At 62.0% G+C, this 19,550-nt stretch carries 17 protein-coding genes; 10 read left to right on the top strand and 7 right to left on the bottom strand.

What is annotated here, in order from left to right; genetic code table 11:
* Positions 1 to 94 precede the first annotated feature (94 nt).
* The 3 genes from HALLA_RS19630 to HALLA_RS19620 are packed head-to-tail and all read right to left on the bottom strand — an operon-like array spanning position 95 to position 3,500.
* Positions 95 to 904 (bottom strand): energy-coupling factor transporter transmembrane component T family protein, encoded by an 810-nt coding sequence (locus HALLA_RS19630; RefSeq protein ID WP_049955194.1) that lies wholly within the window; start codon positions 902 to 904, stop codon positions 95 to 97.
* On the bottom strand, positions 901 to 2,652 hold the full coding sequence (locus HALLA_RS19625) for an ABC transporter ATP-binding protein (protein WP_049955193.1): 1,752 nt from the start codon (positions 2,650 to 2,652) through the stop codon (positions 901 to 903). The genes HALLA_RS19630 and HALLA_RS19625 overlap by 4 nt, the downstream gene beginning before the upstream one ends.
* Positions 2,649 to 3,500, bottom strand: coding sequence for a hypothetical protein (locus HALLA_RS19620; RefSeq protein WP_084569153.1), 852 nt, complete (start codon positions 3,498 to 3,500; stop codon positions 2,649 to 2,651). Before HALLA_RS19620 ends, HALLA_RS19625 begins: the two co-directional genes overlap by 4 nt.
* Before the next feature lie 225 nt (positions 3,501 to 3,725).
* On the opposite strand from HALLA_RS19620, the gene HALLA_RS19615 reads away from it, so the two are divergent.
* Positions 3,726 to 4,511, top strand: coding sequence for a sugar phosphate isomerase/epimerase family protein (locus HALLA_RS19615; RefSeq protein ID WP_049955192.1), 786 nt, complete (start codon positions 3,726 to 3,728; stop codon positions 4,509 to 4,511).
* A gap of 249 nt (positions 4,512 to 4,760) precedes the next feature.
* Here the strand turns inward: HALLA_RS19615 and HALLA_RS21560 are convergent, their stop codons facing one another.
* Together HALLA_RS21560 and HALLA_RS19610 are read right to left on the bottom strand one after the other, a co-directional pair.
* Complete coding sequence (locus HALLA_RS21560) at positions 4,761 to 5,012, bottom strand: hypothetical protein (RefSeq protein WP_242406263.1); 252 nt, start codon at positions 5,010 to 5,012, stop codon at positions 4,761 to 4,763.
* Entirely contained in the window at positions 5,009 to 5,662 is a 654-nt protein-coding gene (locus HALLA_RS19610) for a hypothetical protein (RefSeq protein ID WP_242406262.1), read from the bottom strand. Before HALLA_RS19610 ends, HALLA_RS21560 begins: the two co-directional genes overlap by 4 nt.
* Positions 5,663 to 6,043: 381 nt before the next feature.
* Between HALLA_RS19610 and HALLA_RS19605 the strand changes: the two genes are divergently transcribed.
* From HALLA_RS19605 to HALLA_RS19590, 4 genes are all read left to right on the top strand, one after another.
* The gene (locus HALLA_RS19605) at positions 6,044 to 6,607 is read left to right on the top strand and encodes a type 1 glutamine amidotransferase domain-containing protein (RefSeq protein WP_084569157.1); all 564 of its coding nucleotides are present in this window, start codon (positions 6,044 to 6,046) and stop codon (positions 6,605 to 6,607) included.
* Positions 6,608 to 6,967: 360 nt separating this feature from the next.
* Positions 6,968 to 7,450, top strand: coding sequence for a twin-arginine translocation signal domain-containing protein (locus HALLA_RS19600; RefSeq protein ID WP_242406261.1), 483 nt, complete (start codon positions 6,968 to 6,970; stop codon positions 7,448 to 7,450).
* 182 nt (positions 7,451 to 7,632) lie between these two features.
* Complete coding sequence (locus tag HALLA_RS19595) at positions 7,633 to 8,061, top strand: ester cyclase (protein ID WP_049955190.1); 429 nt, start codon at positions 7,633 to 7,635, stop codon at positions 8,059 to 8,061.
* 622 nt (positions 8,062 to 8,683) lie between these two features.
* Positions 8,684 to 9,100 (top strand): hypothetical protein, encoded by a 417-nt coding sequence (locus HALLA_RS19590; protein WP_049955189.1) that lies wholly within the window; start codon positions 8,684 to 8,686, stop codon positions 9,098 to 9,100.
* On the opposite strand, the gene HALLA_RS19585 is transcribed toward HALLA_RS19590, so the two are convergent.
* A complete protein-coding gene (locus HALLA_RS19585) occupies positions 9,097 to 11,022 on the bottom strand; it encodes a DEAD/DEAH box helicase (RefSeq protein ID WP_049955188.1) in 1,926 nt (641 codons plus the stop codon). The genes HALLA_RS19590 and HALLA_RS19585 overlap by 4 nt on opposite strands.
* A gap of 77 nt (positions 11,023 to 11,099) precedes the next feature.
* Positions 11,100 to 13,964: a sugar-binding domain-containing protein gene (locus tag HALLA_RS19580; RefSeq protein WP_049955187.1), complete on the bottom strand. Its 2,865-nt coding sequence runs from the start codon at positions 13,962 to 13,964 to the stop codon at positions 11,100 to 11,102.
* Between the two features lie 124 nt (positions 13,965 to 14,088).
* Between HALLA_RS19580 and HALLA_RS19575 the strand changes: the two genes are divergently transcribed.
* The 5 genes from HALLA_RS19575 (at position 14,089) to HALLA_RS19555 (ending at position 19,549) form a co-directional block, all read left to right on the top strand.
* Positions 14,089 to 14,709 (top strand): TetR/AcrR family transcriptional regulator, encoded by a 621-nt coding sequence (locus HALLA_RS19575; RefSeq protein ID WP_049955186.1) that lies wholly within the window; start codon positions 14,089 to 14,091, stop codon positions 14,707 to 14,709.
* Between the two features lie 166 nt (positions 14,710 to 14,875).
* A complete protein-coding gene (locus HALLA_RS19570; RefSeq protein ID WP_049955185.1) occupies positions 14,876 to 16,117 on the top strand; it encodes a cytochrome P450 in 1,242 nt (413 codons plus the stop codon).
* A gap of 203 nt (positions 16,118 to 16,320) precedes the next feature.
* A complete protein-coding gene (mbhE, locus tag HALLA_RS19565; RefSeq protein WP_049955184.1) occupies positions 16,321 to 18,753 on the top strand; it encodes a hydrogen gas-evolving membrane-bound hydrogenase subunit E in 2,433 nt (810 codons plus the stop codon).
* The gene (locus tag HALLA_RS19560; RefSeq protein ID WP_049955183.1) at positions 18,750 to 19,211 is read left to right on the top strand and encodes an MnhB domain-containing protein; all 462 of its coding nucleotides are present in this window, start codon (positions 18,750 to 18,752) and stop codon (positions 19,209 to 19,211) included. The genes mbhE and HALLA_RS19560 overlap by 4 nt, the downstream gene beginning before the upstream one ends.
* The gene (locus HALLA_RS19555; RefSeq protein ID WP_049955182.1) at positions 19,208 to 19,549 is read left to right on the top strand and encodes a sodium:proton antiporter; all 342 of its coding nucleotides are present in this window, start codon (positions 19,208 to 19,210) and stop codon (positions 19,547 to 19,549) included. Before HALLA_RS19560 ends, HALLA_RS19555 begins: the two co-directional genes overlap by 4 nt.
* Position 19,550 lies beyond the last annotated feature (1 nt).

Genomic DNA, 19,550 nt, shown 5'->3' with positions numbered 1-19,550 from the left:
TCGTTGTTCCCTCGAGCGACTGTACGGTCGGTTTTCGCGTTCAAGACGTTGTCTGAGGGCGATTTTACCACAGAAGGCGAAGCGGGCCGGATACCTACAGAACGAAGGCCATCGCGGCGACGATGGTCAACGAACCGCCGAAAAAGACGATGTCGCTGGGTCGAATCCGGAGGTCTGCCAGTTGGAGTTTTTTGCTCGCCTCGTCGTGGAGCGAGTGAGAGAACCCCCTGGTTTCCATGGCTTCAACCGTGACTCGGCTGCGTTTTGCGACGTTGAATATCATGGGGTAGAACGCCCGCATCGAGAGTTTCAACAGGTAGGCGTAATGACGCCAGCGCAACCGTCCCGGCGAGTCCGGTGCGACGCTTCGCAACCGGTAGGCGTTCACCAGGTCGTGATACTCCTCGAACAATACCGGTAGCATTCGGTAGCCGTACGTGATGAGAAAGGTGAACTGGCGCGGGATGCCGAGACTGGTGAGCCCCCGGGCGAGCGTCTTCGGACCCATACTCGAGAAGACCGCGAGGCTGGCGACTGAAATGATTGTCAGCTTCAGCGTAAACGGGATTAGCGCCTGAATTGCCCCGATCGCATCGCCGGTAAAAGCGGTCACGACTGCGTACGAGGCGAGCGTCGAGGCCACGCTGAACGCCATCACCGCGACGAGAAAGAGACTCACGCGCGAGAGCACTGCAAGCACTGAGACGAACGCTAACAGGCCCAGCAACACGCCGATGTCGTAGAACAGCCACGGGATGAACAGGAAGACGAAGTACCACAGTAGCAGTACGCGCGGGTCGAGCCGATGCAGAAACGATCCCTCGTTTTCGTAGGCCGTTCGGAGCAAGTCGCTCTTGATCGCGTCGACCGACGCGGCGTCTCGGAGTCCGTCCAGATAGCTCATCGCGTCACCTCCGTCGGTGAGGACGATTTGTCTGCGGCCTCGAGTCGTTCCACGAACGTCTCGACGGTCAACGGTGCGGGATCGAGGCCGAGTTCGTTCCCGAGCCTGACGACCTGTGGCGGGCGAAGGTTCGCCCGCTCGAGGACATCGAGATCCGCGAAGACGGTTCCGGGTGGCCCGTCAGCGATGATATCGCCGTCGTCGAGGACGACCACGCGGGTCGCCCACGCCGCCGCGAGTTCGAGGTCGTGTGTCGCGATGATCACGGTTTCGACGCGCGATCCGGCTCGATCGATCGTGCGGCCGACCTCCTCGCGACTCGCGAGGTCGAGGCTGCCGGTCGGTTCGTCCAGCAGAACGATCGAGGGTTCGGTCGCCAAACCGATTGCCAGCGAGGCGCGACGTTGCTGGCCGACGCTGAGGAGTCGCCCGTCACGGTCCGCGACCGCTTCGAGGTCGAGGAAGTCGATCACTTCGTCGACGCGCTCGTCCGCGTCCGGATTACCCCTGTCCTCGAGGTAGTGGGCGATGTCGGCTCGCACCGCGTCGTCGATGAACATCTCCTCCGGATTCTGGTGGACGTAGACGACGTCTTCTGCGAGCTGTTCGGGAAGTACCGTCTCGGTCTCGACGCCGTCGACGGTGACGGTCCCCGCGTCCGGCGTTTCCAGGCCGGTTATCAACTGTAGGAGCGTCGACTTTCCAGCGCCGTTGCTCCCGAGGAGTACAACCCGCTCGTCAGGATACAGTTCGAGCGACAGCTCATCGAGGACGTCTCGAGTGCCGCTTCGGAGCGTCTGGTAGGAGTGAGAGACGTCTTCGAAGGAGATGACGGGATCGGTGTCGTATGTGGGTGATTCCGTCCCCGTGGTCTCGTCCGTTCGGATCTCCGTCTCGGAGACCCGTTCTCCGAATCGGGTTGTCCCGGCTCGAAGCGTCGTCGGCAACCTATCCTCGTCTTCGAACACGCGTTCGGCAATGCGTGTCACCTGCGGCGGGTGGACGTCCTGGGATCGCAGGTCATCCAACCGGTTGAGTGCCTCCTCGACGGGGAGCTTCCACCTGACGGCACCGCTTTCGACGAGAACCACGTACTCGCAGTACTCCGCGATGAATTCCGTCTGGTGTTCGATCGCGACGACGGTCTTTCCCAGGTCCTCGTTGAGTCGAGCGAGCTGATCGTACGTCTCGCGAGCGTTGACCGGATCGAGCTGTGCCGCGGGTTCGTCGACGACCAGAATCTCCGGGTCGAGCGAGAGCGACGCGGCGAGCGCAACGAGGTGTTTCTGACCTCCCGACAGCTCCCAGACGAACCGGTCTTCGAGCCCGTCGAGATCGAGTAGATCGAGCGTTCGATGGACCCGTTCTCGATAGTCCTCCAAGCCGTAATTTATCGGCGCAAACGCCACCTCCTCGAACACCGTCGGATTGACGAGTTGATTGTCGAACTCCTGAAAGACGTAGCCGACGTGTTGAGACAGTTCTGACACTGAACTGTTCGACACGTCGAGATCTGCGACTGTGACCGCCCCCGTCATTTCCCCCTCGTAGAAGTGTGGGATGATTCCGTTGAATGACTTACACAGTGTCGTCTTTCCTGAGCCGTTCCCGCCGACGACGGCGACGAACTCCCCGGCTTCGATCTCGAGATCGACGTTTGCGAGGACGGCGCTCTCGGCTCCGGGATAGCGAAACGAGAGACCGTCGACGACGATACTGGCGTCGGTGGATGGGTTCGTCGATTTCATGGGGATCGGTTTGCTCGATACCAGACGATGGCAGCGACGACCGCCGAGACGACGATGGGAACCGCGATGAACTGCTGTCCGTAGGCCTCGAGGAATTCGGGCTCCCAGATCACGTTGATGGCTCCACCGGCCTCGCTCGCGGCTTCGGCGGCGAGTGCGAGCGGGACGGCGACGAGCACCGCCGCAAGCGCAGTGATGGAAAAGCCGCTCATCATCGAGGCTCCCCGCTCACCCGTGAACGGTTCCATTCCGAGCAGTGGCTCGATTTTCCCGTGAAGTTTCGGATAGAGGTACAACGCGGGTATCACGCCGAAGACGACGCCAGTGATCACCATCTGCGTGACAAAATCAACGCCCTCGAGCACGAGGATGCTCTCCGGGAGGCCGGGAACCGCCTCGAGCTCTTCGACGCCGACGTAGACCTTTCCGATGTCGATCCACATCGCGAAGAACTCCTCGAGCGCTTCGGCGAGGAAGACGACGAGCGCCAACTGCGTGGTGTTTTCGGGATCCTGCAGGAGTTTCGCGGCGAAGTAATAACAGACCGGGATCAACAGGAGCCCCTCCATCGCTCCCAGCCCGTCGAACTCGCCCAGCAGTATTTCACCGAATACGATCTCGCCGACCGGGACGGCCAGTGCCGCCCAGTAGGTACGAAACAGCAACACGAGCACGATCGGAATGAACACGAACTCTCCGACTCCTAACTCGAGCGGGCCGAGCGAGAATTCCGGGAGGATTTCTGTGATAGCGTTCTGTAACCCCGTGAGCGACATGATTAGTATAAAAACCATCATGTCGTGTTTGCCCAAATCGAACCGACTCCCCGTCGCTGTCGATGTACTCATAGACGGGCTATTGGCTCTCGTATCCGTATTTGAACTATTATAATTGTACTACGTAACGAGATAGCGAGCGTCTGCTCACTCTATACCGTAGCCAACGTGTATGTGTACTATATACTCCTCATAGTTCGACTTAACTATCGATCGGGTTTTCTCCGTACCATGCAACCGGACGACGGCAAACGGCGAACGGCGCGGTTGGACCGGCTCACTGGAGGGTCGTGACGGATGTCTGAACCGACCCCCAGGTTCGGTGCCTCGATGGACATCCGATTCGCAGAAGACGTCGGGGCGTTCGCCGAGTTTCTGACCGATCTTGGACTGAATCACATCGAACTACGCGCCGGATATCTGAACGTGCGCGAAGACGGTCTCACGCCGGAGACGCTTCGAGACATCGCTCGCACGTACGACCTGACGTACTCCATTCACGCCCCCCATATCGATGTCGCGCCGGGGAACATCAACGACCATCTCCGATCGGCAGTCGTCGATGCCACGACGGAGGCACTCGACTTCGCCGCCGCCATCGACGCCGTCGGCGTCGTCGTCCACGGGGGGAGCGTCCGGACGCGCTATCCGGAGCGAGTCCACGCGTACGTCAGGGAACGCTCGGTCGAGACGATTCGGGCGTGTGCCCATCACGCGGCCGACGTCGGCGTCCCGCTCTGTCTCGAGAACCAACGAACGCGAACCCAAAAACGCCGCTTCACTGCAACCCCGGAGCGGCTGGCCTCCTTCCTCGAGGCGGTAGGTGTCGGGCCTGAGGCGCTCCGAGTCACCCTCGATGTCGGTCACGCGAAGGCAGGCGGGATCGAGTACGACCGCTTCGTCGATCGATTCGGTGATCGAATTCACCTCGTTCACCTCCACGACAACGACGGAACGACCGATGCACACGACCCGCTCCCGTCCTTTCGAGCGGTCGGCGAAACGATCGGCGCGCCGTACAATATCCTCGAGATGAAATCACTGGACGACGTCGAACGCTGCGTTCGAGCGCCGTCTCAGTAGTTCGTGGATAGACGCGGTACGGATCACTTCGCCTTCTGGTCCGATTTCCAGTGAACGCACAGTGGTTGATCCGGCTCTGTTTAAATTCTATTATTCAGATGTATTTAGCGTGAAACACACGCACACTACAGATGCTTACTGATCGAAATCCGTGCTATTAACCAACTGATGTCTTCTCTCTTAGTAAGCGTGATACAACTAACTCGGCCTCCCATACGGCGACGAAATCAATCCCAATCGCGGTTGTTGCTACGTCATGAATGGGGTGATTGACGCGATATGCTGGGCCACTGTTGCTACCCGGAGGATAAACGCTATCAGGAGCGCAAGAGGGATGAGACCAACCACAACCGTCAGGAGAGTGAAAACGAATACCGTTGGCATAGGGGCAGCCGCCGTGGGAAAGGTAGCGAGATCGATGAGTAATGCGACTGGGAGAGAAATAGCCAGCACACCGACATACAGGAGCGAGCGAGAGAGTTTCGCGAGTTCCTCCTTCATGAACGCGGTCGTAAAGTACTGTCGAGATTCTTCAAATCCGCGCTCAAGGCATCGAGCGTGGAGAGCAGCTGTTCATGCTCACCCCCCTCGTAAGCCGATTCAAGCTGATGACATTCATGAATGTGTGTCGCGTATTCGATACCGAGGAGGGGAACGATCACCGAAGAGAGCTTATCCGATCCTGTCCCGAGTTCCTCGCTAATCTGGGCACATTCCTCCGGTAACTCATCGATAAGGTGGGTATCCGGTTCACTGGTCGAGTCTGGGAGAAATTCCGCGAGCGAACCGGCGCATTCTTGGGTCTGTTGAAGGAGCTGTTGCAGGAAGTCGGCTGGATCGGTCGGTGGTGCCGGCTGGTCAAGTGCTGCCTGCCGATAGTCGTCTGATTGGTCGATCTCGTCTCGGAGCGACCCCGGTGACTCAAGCTCTTGGGAGAGAATCACTTGGTTGATCGCGACCACAAGGGTGATGAGCGTGATATTCCCCCCAATCAACGCGCTCGCGATATAGATCAACGGCGTGAGATTGTGGATGGCAAACCGAGAGAAGAGAGGGATAAGCACCACCACAGCCATAGTGAAGAGTATCCCAGTGGCGACGGTGTACCGATCTCCTGAGAGGAGCAGCCATCGACTGAATCGGTCGTCCATTCGTTGATTGGTACTTCGCCGGTCAGCCGGAAAAGGTGTGGTGCCTCTCTCCACCTTCTCTCTGTATCAGGATTTGATTCTCCGATTACGAACGATCTTTGTGCCCCCTGTACTTACCGATCCCCTCAAAATTTGTTAGCCGCTGATGATCTCAACAGAGCCGTTGATCCGTATTGCACTCGCAAGCCGCCTCCGATCGGATGGAGTAGTACTCCAAGCCGTACACACCGTGTACACTTTTTACAATTTGCAAACAGTTCAAACCGCTTAAATCGTGGATCTGTAACGAGCGCCGGAGGACCGTCGGACTGGAGGGCTGGATCCCGGCGACAGTTGCACACACAGGCGCAGTCTTTATTCTCGAGACGGTGGGCAATGGCCATGATGAGCGACGCACAACAACTGGAGGGCGTAACCGTCGGTGTCCTGATCGCCGAGAACGGCACCGAGGAAATCGAGTTCACGGAATCGAAGCAGGCGGTTTCCGACGCCGGAGCCACCGTTCGGGTTCTCGGAACCGAATCCGGCGAGGCGCGGACGGTCAACAACGACCTCGAGTGGAGCGATTCCTACGAGGTCGACGCAGTCGTGTCGGAGGTTTCGGCGTCGGACTACGACGCATTGATCGTCCCTGGCGGTACCGTCGGCGCGGATACGCTCCGATTAGATTCAGACGTAGTCGAGTTGCTCCGCGAGCACGACGCGGCCGGCAAACCGCTGGGGGTCATCTGTCACGGTCCGTGGACACTCGTCGAAGCGGACGTCGTCGACGGTCGAACGCTGACGTCGTATCCGAGCCTCCAAACCGACATCGAAAACGCGGGCGGCGAGTGGGTCGACGAGGAGGTCGTGACCGACGACGGCCTCGTGACGAGTCGAAACCCCGACGATTTGCCCGCGTTCTGCGACGCTATCGTCGAGACGTTCGCAGCGGAATCACCCTGAAAAACGCATCTTCGGTCGATTCACGGGCTGTAGTTCAGCGACTGGACTTCGATCGTCTCCGCGACGTCTCGAGTTGTTCGCCGATCGTCGCGACGGGATCCTCACGCGTCACGATTCTCGTGAGGGCACTCGAGGAAACGACCACCGAGCTAGCCGAATCCGGTCATCTCGAACGCCGGCTCGCTCGAGAGTAGGCTTTTTCGCTCGATGGGCTGTCTCGATGCCAGGCGGGTCACGAGATTTCCCCTTCAATATTTCGTGAATGTTAAATTTTCGAGCCATTCTATGGCAGTTCCTTGGTTTTATATCCATGCATTGGACGGGTGTCCGGATATCCGTGTTGGGCGGTAAACAGTCCTAATGACACATGATGATCGCGTGTCCCGACGGCAGATGCTCAAAGTAACAGGTGTCGCGACGGCTACAGCGCTCGTCGCTGGTTGCGGTGGTGGCGGTGGCGGCGGGAACGGTAACGGTGGCGGTGGCGGTGGCGGCGGGAACGGTGGCGGTGGCATGGAGATCGAACCCGGCACACAGATCGAGTTCGACGGCCAGACGGCGGGGTGGGTCGGCATCGCACCCGACTCGATCGCGGACGAGGAAAATCCGACGCTCATCCTTCAAGAGGGAGAAACCTACGAAATCGGCTGGACGACCGGCGACGGTTCCGAGCACAACATCGAAATTTGGGACGGCAACGACGAAGTCATCGACGACCTGCAGACGGAAGTCGTCACCGAACCCGAAGACCAGTGGCTCGAGTTCGATGCGAACAGCGACATGGCCGCGTACGTCTGTGAGGTTCACCAGGGTTCGATGATTGGGGACATACAGGTTGAATAGCGACGGAACCGAGCCCGAATACGACCGGTAATTCGATGGACCGCGCCGACTGTCGCGACAAGGGTGAGAAGAGTCCTCTATTGCCCTCGTCGGAGAGTGACTTCGCTATCGATCGATGAACTCGTTGCGATAGGTCTGTTATTGAGGATTTTGTTTATTGCCGTTCAAAACATCTCCCCAGTATGGCACACCGCGAATCGGATCCGAAGGAAGTCGCTCGCCGTTACGTTGAGGTGGTCTGGAACGAGGGGAACATCGAAGAGATGGACGAGGTTCTCACCGAACAGCAGGTATACCACGACCCGACCGATGACGGAGAAGAGCCACTGTCGGAGTTCAAAGAATTCGTCCAAGGATATCACCGGGCGTTTCCGGATCTTTCCTTCTCCGTAGACCGATACATCGCAGAGGGCGATCTAGTCTCGTTCTGGGGACAGGCAACTGGAACTCACCAGGGGTCATTCATGGGCATCGAGCCGACTGGTAACCGCATAGATCTCATGGGTATCAACGTCGTCCGCGTCATTGACGGGAAAGTCGCCGAACGGTGGGCGAACTTCGACATCTTCGGTATGCTCCAGCAGCTCGGGCGCGATCCACTGTCTGCATAGAGGGCCAGGGTGTCTCCGTCGACTGTACTTCCCGCGTGGCTACCACCATCTCTGGATCCGACATTACCATGTCGACTACTCAATTCTGTAATGCAACACTTCTCTCCCACAGCGTGGCCTATGCTAGCATACCAAGGAAACGATTATGTTGGGAGCCGAATACGATGTAGATAGCTGATCGCGTTTCGACTCGGCGTCGTCGACGCTCGAGGGCGCGATCGACACACCCATGATCTCGCTCACGACCACTATGGCCTCGCTCATCGGCATTCGTCAGCCGGCGAGTGGGGGCTATGGATCGGGGCCGGCGATCGGCCTCGAGCCGAACGGTCGTGGGTGGATCGGGATGCTGCCGGTGTCGATTGCATCCGGCGGCACGTCCATCCGCGCCGCGTAAGTTCGATTCTGGCCGGATGGATGTCGTCACTCGCGGAGGATTCTCGTCGTGTCATGGGTGGCACGCCGCAGATCCCGTCGTTCTCGTGGCTCGTTCGTCCGGCCAGTCCGAACTACGCGGGGCCGTCCCCCGTAGTGTACGCTGGAACGGGACAGACCCGCTTCAGTGCTGGGCAACGCGCGGGCAATCCGCTCGAGCGCCGAGTTCGATTCTCGGCGGGGGAGTATGGAACGCACTTGCCAGTCGTTCGCAGTTGGACTGGTCGTTCGAGTACCGATCAACGCACCCGGCAGTCTCGTCGACGGTGCCAGAAGCGTCCTCGAGCGAGTCGAGCCCGTCGAGGTCGTCGACGAACCGGAAGTTCAGGGTATCGAACCGGGGCTGAACGACATAACCGTCGATATCCACACCCGACTCGAGCTGGCCGTCGGCGACCGGGGCGAAGATACCGCGGTTGTGAGGCGACGGCTCGAGACCGGTGTCGGAGTTCTGGCCGTCGACAGCATCGAGCCGACAGAGACTGATCCGGAAACGCGGGTCACAGCCTGTGAGGAGTCGTCCGGCGGTCGGTCTGCTGGTGAGGAACCTCTCGAGGACCGGGAAAGTACTGCGACGGTAACCGAAAACGGCCCTCTCGGTTAGGTTTCGATATCGACGTTTTGCTCGCGGACCGTCATCCCCTTGCGCCCGAGGTGTTGGAGCTGCTTCCGGGCGAAATCCTCCTCTCGAGTCCCTCGCGTCGCCAGCACGTAGACGAGCGCCCCGCCCGCCGGACGCATCGTCCGGCCGGCCCGCTGGGTCCCCTGTCGACGGGAGCCGCCGAGCCCGGAGGCGATGATCGCCAGGTCGGCCGTCGGCAGGTCGATCCCTTCGTCGCCGACGCGAGAGACGACGAGTAACTCGCGTTCGTTCCGGCGGAACTCCTCGAGCAACCGTCGGCGTTCGGCATGGGGCGTTTCCCCGCTCAGGAACGGCGCGTCGACCGCCTCGGCGATGGCGCGGCCCTGTTTCAGGTAGTCGACGAACACCAGCGCCTTCGAGTCGGGGTGAGCCGAGAGGAGGTATCGAACGTCGTCGACCTTCCCTCGATTTCGCGCCGCGATGCGGTACTTCTCCCTGCCGTCGGCCGAGCCGTAGGCGTTCTGCTGCTCGTCGTCCCCCCAGGGGACGTACCGGATCTCGAGTTCCGGCTCGGCGACGAAGCCGTCCTCGAACAGCGCCTCCCAGTCGGTGCCGATGGGCGGTCCGACGAGCGTGAAGATTTCGGTCTGACGATCGTCCTCCCGGATCGGACTCGCAGAGAGGCCGAGCCGGTGCCGGGACTGGAGGTGCGTACTCCGCCGGTAGACGTCGCTGGGGACGTGCTGGCACTCGTCGAAGACGACGAGTCCCCACTCGCGGTCGTCGAACAGCGACCGGTGTCTGTCCATGCCCGCGATCTGGTAGGTCGCGATCGTTACCGGGCGGACGTTCTTCTGGCCGCCGTGATACTGGCCGATCTGTTCGGGCTCGAGGGAGGTCTGTGCGAGCAGTTCCTCGTTCCACTGTCTCGCGAGGTCGCGGCTGGGGACCAGTATCAGGGTCTCGCCGCCGACGTGGGCCATCGCCCCCATCGCGGCGACGGTTTTCCCGCTTCCCGGCGGTCCGACGAAGACGCCTTCTCCGGCTTCTGCGAAGCGATCGACCCACGTCCGCTGGTAGTCTCGAAGGCGTACCTGTAGCTCGATCGATAGCTCCTCGCCGGCCGCCAGTTCCCGCTGATCTTGCACCGGATACCCCGCCTCGTAGAGCGTCCGTTTGATCGCGGCCTCGGAACCCTCCCGGACCCAGTCTTCCGTCTCGGAAATCGGCGCGTGGACGTGTTCTTCGTCTAACTTCTGCCGGGCGACGTTGCCCATGATCTCGGCGCTCTGGGCCTCGAGCACGGTGTAGCCCTCCTCGTGTGTCACGAGTCGGAACTGTCGGGCGCGATCCCACTGGCTCTCGACCCAGTCCTCGAGGGCGTCCGAGCGCTGGCCGAGCGCCTGTCGCATCGTCCGAGCGAGCCCGTCGAACGAATCGTGGGGCGCTTGCCAGACGTCCTCCGGTCGGACCTCGTATCGGTAGCCGTTCTCGCCGTTCGTATCGGCGAGGTGGGCGAACTGCGAGAGCTGTGCGCGGGTGAACTGCTCGGGCCGGTCGACGACGATTTCCCGTCGCTTCGGAAAGACGACTACCCGCTCTCTGTCGGTCAGATCCTCGAGTTCGCTCGGATACCAGACGACCGGATCGGTCGAGACCGAGAGCGATTCGACGTCGCCGGCAGCCTCGAGGGCCTCGAGTTGCTCGGTGACGGCGCTGTGGGGGTACTCGAGCGCCCGTGCGACTCCGCCTGCGGTGAGAACCGGTCGCCCTTCCTGCTGGCACGCGTCGTGGAACGCAGCCAGCGTGAGCGAGCGTTCGGCCTCGCCGTCTGATTCGTTCTCCGCCTGACTCCCGTTCGAGTCGTCGCCGGACGAACGGGGCTTCTCGTCGGAAGTGATTCCATCGTCAGAGCCAGCACTCGAGGAGGGGTCGTCGGTCACTGCCCCAGGGTAGCGGCGGTACGACTAAACCGATTTCGCTCGGGAACGGACGCCCGTTGTGATGGGCGGCGAGGGATTCAGTCGGTGTCGACCCACGCGCCGGCGTCGTCGCCGTAGGTGCGGTCCTCGTCCTCTCCGGCGTTGAGAAGACTGTCGAGGACGCCTGTCGAGAGTGTGGACTCGGGATCGAACGATTCCGAGGTGAGATACGACTCGAGGCTGCGGCGAAACTGTCTCGTGACGGGATCGTCTCCGGCGAGATCCAGCGTACAGACGGCGAGGTTTCCGTCGCCGACCGCGGTTTCGAAGTAGACGCCGAGTTTGTGGTTTCGGTAGATCGTATCGATGATCTGGACGGTGGGCTCGAACTCGGCGGGCGCGTCGTCGAGGACGACCGATCGCGACCGGCGCAGGAGGTGCCACCACTGCCAGTCAGTGTGCCCCTCGGTGGGGAACGCGTCGAACAGCGGGTGGTCGGCGTCGGTGGTCATGCCGAGCGTGCCGGGCTTTCCGTTTTGCTTGAAGATCTCGTAGTTCCAGAAGTCCGGCTGGAACGATCCCTCGAGACTGTACCGGACCGCGCTCGGTTCCGGAAGCAAGAGGATCGTCTCGCCGGCTTCCAGCCGGGTCCGCGTCTCCTCGTCGAAGCGCCGCGAGACGCCGAACCCGTCGATACCGGAGCGTTCGAGGCTCTCGGACTCGAGGGTTTCGGGATAGACCCAGATCGGATAGGACGTTCGCCGGTCGACGGCAGCGCCGCTTTCGGGTTCTTCGCCGTCGACGGCGAGCGTCACCTCGAGGCGGGCGGGTGCATCGACGGCGGAGAGCGGGACGTCGATAGTTCCCAGGGTCGCGAGCGCCCCCTGTTCGATTCGTTCCGGCTCGAGGTCGCCGGTCGCGAGTTCCGCGCCGTCTTCCGTTTCGATCGACCAGGTTGCGGTCGCGTCGACGATCGGTTCGGGACCGTAGTTGGCCAACTTCGCCTCGGCGGCGAACCCCTCGCCGGTCGTGTACGCGTACTGCTCGAACGAGAGCAACGCCACTCGAGCGGCACAGAAGCGACGCCACTCGTGGGGTTCGATCAGCCCTTTCGACTCCATGAACGAGTCGAGGATGCCGACCATGGCGGTGCCCTGACCCGGAAAGTCGTCGAGGCCGAGCAACTGGAAGCCGCCAAAGCCCGCCGTTCGGAACGCGGCTTCGATGTCCTCGCGGTAGCACCTGATCGAGAGCGCACCGGAGGCCGCCTGAAAGTCCGTGTCGGCACCGTCCATGTAGCGGTCGGCCAGCGAGCGCTCGAATCGCTCGAGGTTCCGGGCCCGGAGCACCCCGCGGTACTTGCGTGTCTCGTCGTAGTCGGGGTGGATCTGGTACTGCCCGATTTCGTGACCCACGACGGGCATGTCGTAGGGCTCGAGTTTGCTCTCGTAGTCGACGCTCGTCGAGGGTGGCGCGTCGTTGACGTGGCCGGTGCCGCGGATTGGCGTCCGGTCGACCTCCCAGTGGCTGGCGTCGGTATCCTCGGGGACGTTGGCGGTGATGAAGAAGTCGTCCGCTTCGCCGGGATGGGGGGAGGTGAGAAAGTTGTTCGCGCCATAGGCGTGCAGTCTCCGGTCGTCGATCGCCCGACAGTGCTGGACGAGTTCGGTCATCCTCTCCTCGTCGCCTTTGTTCTCGTTCCCGAGCGTAAAACAGACGAACGAGGGGTGATTGCCGTAGGTCTCGAGAATGCGTTCGGCCTCTTGCTTGTAGTACTCGTAGGCCCCGTCGTCCTCGAACGAGGTGCCGAAGTTCCACTGGGAGAGTTCCGGTTGCATGTAGATCCCGACCCGATCGGCGGCCTCGAATGCGGCCTCCGGCGGACACCAGCTGTGAAACCGGTAGTGGTTGATGCCGTACGCCTTCGCGGTTTCCATGTGCTCGACCCATTCGGCGGTCGTCGTCGGCGGATACGCGGTGTCCGGGAAGACACAACAGTCGGTCCGCCCTCTAAGGAAAATCGTCGTGTCGTTGATCGCGAACTGCGTGCCGTCGGCTTCGAAGTTTCGGAGGCCGAACGTCGTCTCGAACTCGTCGACGCAGTCGGACCCCTCGTCGTTTGGACCCGCCTCGAGTACGGCTTCCGTCTCGAGCCCGACGGTCAGGTCGTAGACCGCGGGCGAGAACTCGTCCCAGGTGAGCGCGTCGAGTCCGAGGTCGTAGGTGAACTCGAGGGTCGTTCGACCCGGCTCCGAGCCGTCACCGGCGGGGATCGAGACGGACCGGTCGACGGCATCCGGGTCGTGAATCTCGTCGGTGTTCGTACTCCGGGCGTCGGCCGCAAGCGTTCCAGCGCGCTCGGTCGTCGTCGCGTTGGCGAGCGTTACCTCGAGGTCGACCGCGTTCCGGTCCGGATCGGTGACCGTCCGGACGTCCTCGATCCAGACCCGCGGCGTCGCCTCGAGGCGAACGTCCCCGACGATACCGTTCCAGTTCGTCTGGGTGTGTTCGGTACTCGCGTGCGACCGCTCGACGCCCGGCCGCGCCATCGAGTCGTCGGTGTTGTCCACGCGAACCACGATTTCGTGCTCGCCGGGCTCGATTTCCTCGGTGAGGTCGTAGACGTGCGGAGTGCTCAGACAGACTCGAGCGCCGATGCGCTCCCCGTCGACCCAGACCTCGCTCGGGCGGGTTCGCTCGAGCGTGAACGTCACACGTTTGTCGGCCCACGACTCGGGAACGGAGACGGTGCGCCGGTACCACGCTGGCCCCTCGTAGCGATGGGTGCGCTGGAGGTGGTCTCGCGGGGACTCGTCGACTTCCTCGCCGTAGCCGTATTCGTCGGTCGTCCCCGGAAGATACATCGTCCCGTCGACGTCGTCGCCGGCTGGGTCCCGAACGGGCCCGTCGTCGTCGGGATCGAGGTGGAGGGTCCACGGTCCCGACAGTGAGATCGGTTGCACGAGTCCCCCATTCGACAGGTGGCATATAGGGTTTGTTACGGGTAACGACTCGAGTTCGTGCGTTCTGTCTTGGATGCTCTCGACCCGATACTGGCTTATGAGTGTGCTTACCTAGTGTCGGATAATGAGCGGTCATCCCGAGACGGAACAACGGATTAGAGAAGCGGCGTTCCGCGCGCTGGTCGAGTACGGCTACGCGGATCTCTCCATCAAGGACATCGGGGAGGAACTCGGCCAGAACCCGTCTCTCATCTACCACTATTTCGATAGCAAAGACGATCTGTTACTGTCGATGCTCGACGTCTTCGTCGATATCTTCGTCGACGGGCAGGCCGAACGGGAGTTCGACGACCCGGAGGCCGCACTGCGAGCATTCGTCGGCCAGATACTGCATCCAGAACCGGAACAGGGCGAGCAGATTATGGCTGGGCCCCCAGTTGTAACCGAGACGGCGACCTCGCGTCTTTTCGTCGAACTCTGGGGACACGCGACGTGGGACAGTGAATTTCGGGAAAAAACGACCTCGGTCGAAGAACGACTTCGAGCGACGATCGCACGGCAAATTCGGGCCGGCATCGAACGCGATCAGTTTCGACAGGTCGATCCGGAACTGACCGCCGATCACATCCTCTTTCTCGTCAAGCAGGGGATACACACGCACACGACGACGAATCGAGATGATGCGATCGACCGAACTGAAACGCTCGTCGACGAGATTCTCGAGGACATCTCACGAGAGACGTAGCGAGTAAGATAGTATACCCGTTGTACGCGGGGTTTGGATACGTTCTGGCTCTTCTCGAGTGTCTTCCCAGTCGGCTGTATGTCCACCAGCAGGTCACCACCGTTCTGTTATTGAGATGACTAGAAGGAACAAAAGAACTACAATTGATTAAACGATCAATTAATCCATGCAGTCTTCTGATTCAGTCGTCGGCGTTGGACGGCCACCAGAACCCATCCGAAGTCCTGAAGGGCAACTCTCGCCGTTCGGATGGTACGCCGAGATGCGCGAGGAGCGGCCAGTCCATTACGACGAGCAACGAGAGACGTGGGACGTGTTTCGATACGACGACGTCAATCGCGTTCTGAAAGATCACGTCTCGTTTACCGCGAAGCGCTCCGCCGAAGACGGCGAACCCTCGAGCGGCGCTGACGAGGGAATGCCGATGTTGCAGACGATGATCACGACCGATCCGCCGGAACACACCCGCCTCCGTGGGTTCGTCGACGAACGGTTCCAACCGGGGTCGATACGGGAGTACCGCCCGCAAGTGGAGCGGGTAACTGAAGCGGTGTTGGACGACCTCGAGGGCAGAGGGCAGTTCGACTTCGTCGACGAGGTCGCAATTTCGCTTCCGGTTACCGTCATCGCCGAATTACTGGGGATCCCCGCCGAACGCCGCGATCAGTTCAAAGCCTGGTCGGATGCCCTCGTTGCACGACCCGAAGACGACTCCCAGGAGGAACGACAACGGGTTCAGGACGCACGGCAACAGGCCCAACGAGAGATGGGGCGGTACTTCGGGTCGTTACTGCAAGAACGCGAGGGCGGAACGGCTGACGACCTGATAACGCTCGCGGCCAATTCGGCGTTGAACAGGGGAGAACAGATCGGCTTTTGTATGCTGTTGCTTCTCGCCGGCAACATTACGACGACGAATCTCCTCACCAACGCGATCTGGACGTTCGAAGAAGAGGGCCTGACGGATGCGGTTCGACAGGGCGCGGTCGACCTCGAGGCGGCCATCGAGGAGACGCTTCGGTACCGGTCGCCGATCCAATCGCTGAAGCGGATCGCCCTCGAGGACGTCGAGCTACGCGGCCGCCAAATCCAGGCCGGTGACGTCCTCACCGTCTGGTTGGGCGCTGCGAACCGCGACCCAGCACGGTTCGATGCACCCGAGGAGTTTCGACCCGAGCGCCAACCGAACCGCCACATCGCGTTCGGAACCGGCGTTCACTTCTGTCTCGGTGCACACCTCGCGCGGATGGAAGCGGCCGTCGCCCTGAACGGATTCCTCGAACGGTTCGATCGACTGGATGCCGATCTCTGGAACTGTCAGCCGTTGAACGGCCTCTACGGCCTCGAATCGCTTCCATGCGACGTGAGCGAAACCGGCGGATCTCGAGACGAACGCGGTTTCGAGTAGCTGCCAAGACACTTCTTTGTCGCGTTCGGGATCGAGAATAGGCTTCACAGTGTGAGCGCGGTCCCGGTTCCGCCGTGAGTGACGCGTCGATAGCGTCCGATCGCTCCCGTTACGAGCGCACGTGAATCGAATTCGGTGGTCCGTTGCCGTTACACCCGCGTTCCGTGTTTTTAAGTTGGCCGTGGCCCAACGAGGGGTATCGGATGGAACCGCAACTCTGGGTCATCCTCACCGCGATCGGGGCCCCGTTTCTCGCCGCTGCCCTCGTTCCGCTGTTCTACCGGCTCCTCGGTGAGGCCGTCGCCTACGTCGGCGCCGCAGTCGCCGTCGTCTCCTTCGGCCTCATCGCCTCGCAACTCGGGGCTCAGTGGACCGACGCAGCCCCGTGGATCCCGTCGATGGGCGTCGCCGCCAGGTTCACCGTCGACGGCTGGTCGTTGCTGTTCGCGCTGTTGGCCAGCGGCATCGGCGCGCTGATCTTTCTGTACTCGGCCAGTTACATGCACGGCGAGTCGAACCTCCCGCGCTTTTACGCTGCGTTACTGGCGTTCATGGGATCGATTCTCGGCGTCGCGTTCGCCGCGGACATCGTGGTACTCTTCCTGTTCTGGGAACTGACGAGCGTCGCCTCGTTCGTCCTCATCGGCTACCACACCGACGAGAGCGGCTCCCGGTACGCCGCCCGAATGGCGATGCTCGTGACCGTCGGCGGCGGCCTCTGTTTGCTCGCCGGCCTGCTGATGCTCTCAGTCGCGAGCGAAGCGGTTCTCGGGTCGCAAACGTTCGACCTCGCGACGATCCTCGAGAACGACGAGGCGATCCGCGCCGCGCTCGAAGAGCGAGGGCTGTTCGTACCCGCCCTCCTCCTGATCGCCGTCGCCGCTGGCGCGAAGTCGGCACAGGTCCCGCTGCACTTCTGGCTACCAAACGCGATGGTCGCCCCGACGCCCGTCTCCGCGTTCCTCCACTCGGCGACGATGGTGAAAGTCGGTGTCTACGCGATCGGTCGCCTCCGCCAGCTGTTCCTCGGCGAGGCGTGGATGCTCGTGTTCGCGACCGTTGGACTGGTGACGATGCTGGTCGGTGCGATGCTCGCGGTGCGCGCGATGGACATCAAGGAACTTCTGGCGTACTCCACCGCGAGCCACCTCGGATTGATGGTCGCCGGCTTCGGATTCATCTCTCACTACGGCCCCGAGGCGGGCGTCTTCCACCTGCTGAACCACGCGCTGTTCAAGGCAGCGCTGTTCCTCGTCGCCGGCATCGTCGTCCACCAGGTCGGCACGCGACGACTCGACGAACTGGGCGGCCTCCGGCGCGACCTACCTCTGACCGCTCTTCTCACCGTCGTCGCGGCGCTGAGCATGGCGGGAATCCCCCCGTTCAACGGCTTCTACTCGAAGGAACTGCTGTTCGAGGCGGCGTGGACGACCGCGATCGACGGTGGCGGGCTCGCGTGGCTGTATCCAGCCATCGCCCTCCTCGCGAGCATTTTCACCGTCATCTACTCGCTTCGATTCCTCGCGATATTCTTCGGCGAACGCCCGTCGACCGTCACCGACGTCCCCCGGCCGTCCGTGGCCCTGCTCGTCCCGCCGGCCGTGCTGGTCGGCGTCGCGGCCGTGGTCAGCGTTTCGCCCCAGCTCGCGATCGATCTGACCGTCCAGAACGCCGCGGCGGTGACGGCCGTCGAACCGATCGAGGTCCACGCGGCGATCCCCACAGAACTCACCGGCCCCGTCGCCATGTCGATCGTTACGGTCGGCGTCGGTGTCACCGCGTTCCCGTTCGGTGACCGCGTTCGACGCGGCGTCGAAGCGCTCGTCGCCGCGGGCAGCGCGCTCCATCCCAGCGCGCTTTACGCGCGATCGCTGACGGGAATCGAGAGCGTGAGCGAGCGCTTCGGGCGATACGTCCACAACGGACTGATCCGGACCTACGCCCAGTGGGCGCTCGGCGCGACGTGTGTGCTCACGCTGGTCGGCTTCGTCGCCGCCTCGGTTCCGGTGCCTGCGGTGAGCGGTCCGGGAGCGCCGGCCGCGATGGCGCTGGTGCTCGGCGTCGCCGTCGTCGCAGCGTTCAGGATCACGACGGCCGAATCACACGTCACGGGGGTGTTGACCCTCGGAATCCTCGGATTCATGGTCGCCATTTTCTACATCCTCGCGAGCGCGCCGGATCTGGCGCTAACGCAACTCGTCGTCGAGACGCTGATCCTGCTCATCTTCCTCCTCGTTATCGAGGAGGTGCCCGCCTTCTACAGCGAGATCGAGGTGAGCGTCGCCGTTAGGGACGCCGCCTTTTCCATCTTCGTCGGCGCGACGGCGTTCCTGTCCGTACTCGTCGCCGCGCCCGCATCGGAGACGCCGCTCAGCGAGACAGCTCGCTACTACGTCGACCACGCGGTCGAGGGCGGCGGTGGGACCAACGTCGTCAACGTGATCCTGACGGACTTTCGCGCGTTCGACACGCTCGGCGAACTGGTCGTGGTCGTACTCGCTGCGCTCTCGGTCCTGGTGTTGATCCGGATGCGGAGCCACGGCGAGGAGCAGCGACCCGACGGCGACCGCCGCGGCGAAGACCGCGAGGGACCCGATCAGCGTGACGACCGGGACGTCCGGGGTGATGGCCGATGACCACGATCGTCATGCGGACGACCGCCCGCGTGGTGGTCCCGATCATCCTCGTCGTCGCCATCGAACTGCTGATCCAGGGCCACAACCTTCCCGGCGGCGGCTTCATCGCCGGGGTGCTGACCGTCGTCGCCTTCGCGCTGGTGTACGTGGCCTACGGCCTCGACTACCTCGAGATCGGCATCCTCGAACGGGATATCGATCCCTACACCGGCATTTTCGAACACCGGACCGTCGTGGCCTACCGCCAGCTGTTCACGTTCGGCCTCGTCCTCGCGATCGCCAGCGGCATTGCGGGCCTGCTGTTCGGCGAGCCGTTCCTCTCTCAGACGTTCGTCTACGTCGAACTCCCGTTGTTCGGCGACGTGGAACTGGCCTCGGCGCTCGTCTTCGACGTCGGCGTCTACTGTGTCGTCGTCGGGGGCCTGCTGACGATCCTCTCGGTGGTGGGTGACGAATGAGTCTCGCGATCGCAGTCACCGTCGGTGCGCTGTTCGCGCTGGGTACGTTCTTGCTCCTCCGAGAGGACGTGATCGAGGTCGTCTGGGGGCTCGCGGTCATCTCACAGGCGGCGAACATCTACCTGATCTCGATGGGCGGGATTCAGGCAGGGACCCACGACCTGATTCCCGTACTGGTCACCCACGAGGCCCCGTTTCCGGAGACCGCGGACCCGCTGGTCCAGGCACTGGTGCTGACGGCGATCGTCATCAACTTCGGGATGACCGCGTTCGCGCTCGTGCTGTCGTATCGCACCTACCAGGAGAACGAGACCATGGACGTCACGGAGTGGAGCTAAC

The sequence above is a fragment of the Halostagnicola larsenii XH-48 genome, assembly GCF_000517625.1.
Lineage (GTDB): Archaea > Halobacteriota > Halobacteria > Halobacteriales > Natrialbaceae > Halostagnicola > Halostagnicola larsenii.
The sequence above is the reverse complement of the archived record's forward strand: the minus strand, read 5'-3'. Positions and strand labels throughout refer to the sequence as shown.

Bases quoted from the DNA above. Each gene is read 5' to 3' on its own strand.
- HALLA_RS19615 (WP_049955192.1), top strand. From the start codon at position 3,726: ATGTCTGAACCGACCCCCAGGTTCGGTGCCTCGATGGACATCCGATTC.
- HALLA_RS19555 (WP_049955182.1), top strand. From the start codon at position 19,208: ATGAGTCTCGCGATCGCAGTCACCGTCGGTGCGCTGTTCGCGCTGGGT.
- HALLA_RS19605 (WP_084569157.1), top strand. From the start codon at position 6,044: ATGATGAGCGACGCACAACAACTGGAGGGCGTAACCGTCGGTGTCCTG.
- HALLA_RS21560 (WP_242406263.1), bottom strand. From the start codon at position 5,012: ATGAAGGAGGAACTCGCGAAACTCTCTCGCTCGCTCCTGTATGTCGGT.
- HALLA_RS19570 (WP_049955185.1), top strand. From the start codon at position 14,876: ATGCAGTCTTCTGATTCAGTCGTCGGCGTTGGACGGCCACCAGAACCC.
- HALLA_RS19590 (WP_049955189.1), top strand. From the start codon at position 8,684: ATGGAACGCACTTGCCAGTCGTTCGCAGTTGGACTGGTCGTTCGAGTA.
- HALLA_RS19595 (WP_049955190.1), top strand. From the start codon at position 7,633: ATGGCACACCGCGAATCGGATCCGAAGGAAGTCGCTCGCCGTTACGTT.
- HALLA_RS19620 (WP_084569153.1), bottom strand. From the start codon at position 3,500: ATGAGTACATCGACAGCGACGGGGAGTCGGTTCGATTTGGGCAAACAC.
- HALLA_RS19560 (WP_049955183.1), top strand. From the start codon at position 18,750: ATGACCACGATCGTCATGCGGACGACCGCCCGCGTGGTGGTCCCGATC.
- HALLA_RS19630 (WP_049955194.1), bottom strand. From the start codon at position 904: ATGAGCTATCTGGACGGACTCCGAGACGCCGCGTCGGTCGACGCGATC.
- HALLA_RS19610 (WP_242406262.1), bottom strand. From the start codon at position 5,662: ATGGACGACCGATTCAGTCGATGGCTGCTCCTCTCAGGAGATCGGTAC.
- mbhE (WP_049955184.1), top strand. From the start codon at position 16,321: ATGGAACCGCAACTCTGGGTCATCCTCACCGCGATCGGGGCCCCGTTT.
- HALLA_RS19575 (WP_049955186.1), top strand. From the start codon at position 14,089: ATGAGCGGTCATCCCGAGACGGAACAACGGATTAGAGAAGCGGCGTTC.
- HALLA_RS19625 (WP_049955193.1), bottom strand. From the start codon at position 2,652: ATGAAATCGACGAACCCATCCACCGACGCCAGTATCGTCGTCGACGGT.
- HALLA_RS19600 (WP_242406261.1), top strand. From the start codon at position 6,968: ATGACACATGATGATCGCGTGTCCCGACGGCAGATGCTCAAAGTAACA.